Below are 2,937 nucleotides of genomic sequence, written 5' to 3'. Positions count from 1 at the left end.
GTCGACAAGCCCAAGACCGCACAACCGCCTTTGTATAAAGTGGTCATGTTGAACGACGACTACACGCCGATGGAGTTCGTGGTGCAGGTGCTGCAGACCTATTTCCGCATGGACCGCGACAAGGCGGTGCAGATCATGCTGCAGGTGCACACGCAGGGCCGCGCGGTGGCGGGGATCTTCACGCGTGACATCGCCGAGACCAAGGTGGCCCAGGTCATCAGCTACGCACGCAAGCACCAGCACCCCCTGCTGTGCGAGCTGGAGGAGGCCTGATGCTCAGCCAGGGCCTGCAGGCCGCACTCGACGCCGCCTTCATGAACGCGCGCCGGCGCGGCCATGAACTGCTCACGGTCGAGCACCTGCTGCTGGCGCTGCTGGACGACTCGGCGGTGGCCGAAATCCTGCAGGCCTGCGGCGCGCACCTGGACGCGCTGGAAAAGGACCTGCGCGCCTTCATCAGCGAGAACGTGCCGGTGTACGGCGACTCGGCCGAAAGCCGCGAGGTACAGCCGACGCTGGGCTTCCAGCGCGTGCTGCAGCGCGCTGTCTACCACGTGCAGTCCTCCGGCAAGAAGGAAGTCGGCGTGGTCAACGTGCTGGTCGCCATCTTCAGCGAGCAGGACTCGCACGCCGTCTACCTGCTCAGCCAGCAGGGCGTGACCCGCCTCGACGTGGTCAACTTCATCTCGCACGGGATCTCGCGCGGCGGCGCACCCGAGGAGCGCGAAACCGCGCCGGTGGAGAAGGAAGCCGCCACCGCCGAGGCCAACCGCAAGCCGCTGGAGCTGTATGCCAGCAACCTCAACGAGCGCGCGCGCAAGGGCCTGATCGACCCGCTGATCGGCCGCGCGGTCGAGATCGAGCGCCTGATCCAGACGCTCTGCCGGCGGCGCAAGAACAACCCGCTGCTGGTGGGCGAGGCCGGCGTCGGCAAGACGGCGATCGCGGAAGGGCTGGCGCGCATGATCGTCGAGGGCCAGGTCCCGGCCGTGCTGCGCGGCTGCACGCTCTATGCGCTGGACCTGGGGTCGCTGGTGGCCGGTACCAAGTACCGTGGCGATTTCGAGAAGCGCCTCAAGGGCGTGCTGGCCCAGCTCAAAGAGGAGAAAGGCGCGATCCTGTTCATCGACGAGATCCACACCATCATCGGTGCCGGCGCGGCTTCGGGGGGCGTCATGGATGCCTCGAACCTGATCAAGCCGATGCTCGCCAACGGCGAGCTCAAGTGCATCGGCTCGACCACCTACCACGAGTACCGCGGCATCTTCGAGAAGGATCGTGCGCTGGCGCGTCGTTTCCAGAAGATCGACGTGCCCGAGCCGACCATCCCCGAGACCATCCGCATCCTCAACGGCCTGCGCGAACGCTTCGAGGCACATCACCATGTGCGTTATACCGCCGCTGCACTGGAGGCGGCGGTGGAGCTGGCGGCGCGGCACATCAATGACCGCTTCCTGCCGGACAAGGCCATCGACGTGATCGACGAGGCCGGTGCGAGCCTGCGCCTGCTGCCGGAAGGGCGTAAGCGCAAAACCGTACAGGTCAAGGACATCGAGGCCACGGTGGCCAAGATCGCACGCATCCCGGCCAAGAGCGTGTCGTCCTCCGACCGCGAGCTGCTCAAGACCCTGGACCGTGACCTAAAGCTGGTGATCTTCGGCCAGGAGGAGGCGATCAACCAGCTCTGCACCGCGATCAAGATGTCGCGTTCGGGGCTGGGCCATCCCGAAAAGCCCATCGGCTCGTTCCTGTTCGCCGGGCCCACCGGCGTCGGCAAGACCGAGGTCACGCGCCAGCTGGCGCTGCACCTCGGCATCGAGTTCCTGCGCTACGACATGTCCGAGTACATGGAGCGGCACACCGTGTCGCGCCTGATCGGCGCGCCGCCGGGCTACGTCGGCTTCGACCAGGGTGGCCTGCTGACCGACGCGGTGCTCAAGCACCCGCATGCGGTGGTGCTGCTGGACGAAATCGAGAAGGCACACCCGGACGTGTTCAACCTGCTGCTGCAGGTCATGGATCACGGCACCCTGACCGACAACAACGGCCGCAAGGCGGATTTCCGCAACGTGATCCTGGTGATGACCACCAACGCCGGGGCACAGGAGTCCGCGCGCCGCTCGATGGGCTTCAAGGAGCAGGACCACAGCACCGACAGCCTGGAGGTGATCCAACGCCTGTTCTCGCCCGAGTTCCGCAACCGGCTCGATGCGATCATCCAGTTCAAGCCGCTGGACGAGAAGACCGTCGGCCACGTGGTGGACAAGTTCATCGTGCAGCTGGAAACCCAGCTGGAGTCACGCGGTGTCAGCCTGCGCCTGGAGGACGAGGCGCGAGCCTGGATCGCGAAGCACGGCTATGACGCCAAGATGGGTGCGCGACCCATGGCGCGGGTGATCCAGGAGCACATCAAGCGCCCGCTGGCGGAGGAGCTGCTGTTCGGCAAGCTCGCCGGCGGCGGCGAGGTGGTGGTGCACGTCGAGAACGACCGGCTGGCGCTGGAGATCCTCAGCCGCGAGGCGGTCGGCGCCTGACTTTCCCGCTCTGCGTGGCGGGTCTGTGCGGCGCCTCAGCTCAGGGCGGCGTGGCTTCCGCTGCGGCGGGCGCACCGGCATCGGCCGCCGCGGAAGGCTCGGCGGCAGGTTCCGCCGGCTGCGCGGGCTCGGCCGCCACGGCGCCGGGCCGGCCGCGTTCGAGCGGTAGGGTCCGCGTTTCCCCGTTCTTCTCGATCTCGACCGCCTTGTTGCCGATGGCCCTAAGCACTGCGCCGTCCGGCAGCTTGTCGTCCGGCTTGTACAGGCGCGCATCTTCCTCGCCCAGCGCGATCAGCGCGCGGGAACGGCTGGCATCGGCGCCGACGAACACGCCCTTGAGCACCAGCTCCGGCTCGGGTGGCGGCGGGGGCGGTGGCGGTTCCGGCAGCGGGGGCGGGACGGG

General features: G+C 67.6%; 3 protein-coding genes. 2 read left to right on the top strand and 1 reads right to left on the bottom strand.

What is annotated here, in order from left to right; translation table 11 throughout:
* Both clpS and clpA read left to right on the top strand, forming a co-directional pair.
* The coding region (clpS, locus tag VNJ47_06095; protein HXG28403.1) for an ATP-dependent Clp protease adapter ClpS at positions 1-273 on the top strand (273 nt) is incomplete at its 5' end.
* Positions 273-2,534: an ATP-dependent Clp protease ATP-binding subunit ClpA gene (gene clpA, locus VNJ47_06090; protein ID HXG28402.1), complete on the top strand. Its 2,262-nt coding sequence runs from the start codon at positions 273-275 to the stop codon at positions 2,532-2,534. The genes clpS and clpA, both read left to right, overlap by 1 nt.
* Before the next feature lie 40 nt (positions 2,535-2,574).
* On the opposite strand, the gene VNJ47_06085 is transcribed toward clpA, so the two are convergent.
* The coding region (locus tag VNJ47_06085) for a type II secretion system protein N (protein HXG28401.1) at positions 2,575-2,937 on the bottom strand (363 nt) is incomplete at its 5' end.

This window comes from Nevskiales bacterium, assembly GCA_035574475.1.
Classification (GTDB): Bacteria; Pseudomonadota; Gammaproteobacteria; order Nevskiales; family DATLYR01; genus DATLYR01.
This window is presented reverse-complemented; position numbering and strand designations above follow the sequence as displayed.

Excerpts from the sequence above, each read along its gene's own strand:
- clpA (HXG28402.1), top strand. The coding sequence starts at position 273 with ATGCTCAGCCAGGGCCTGCAGGCCGCACTCGACGCCGCCTTCATGAAC.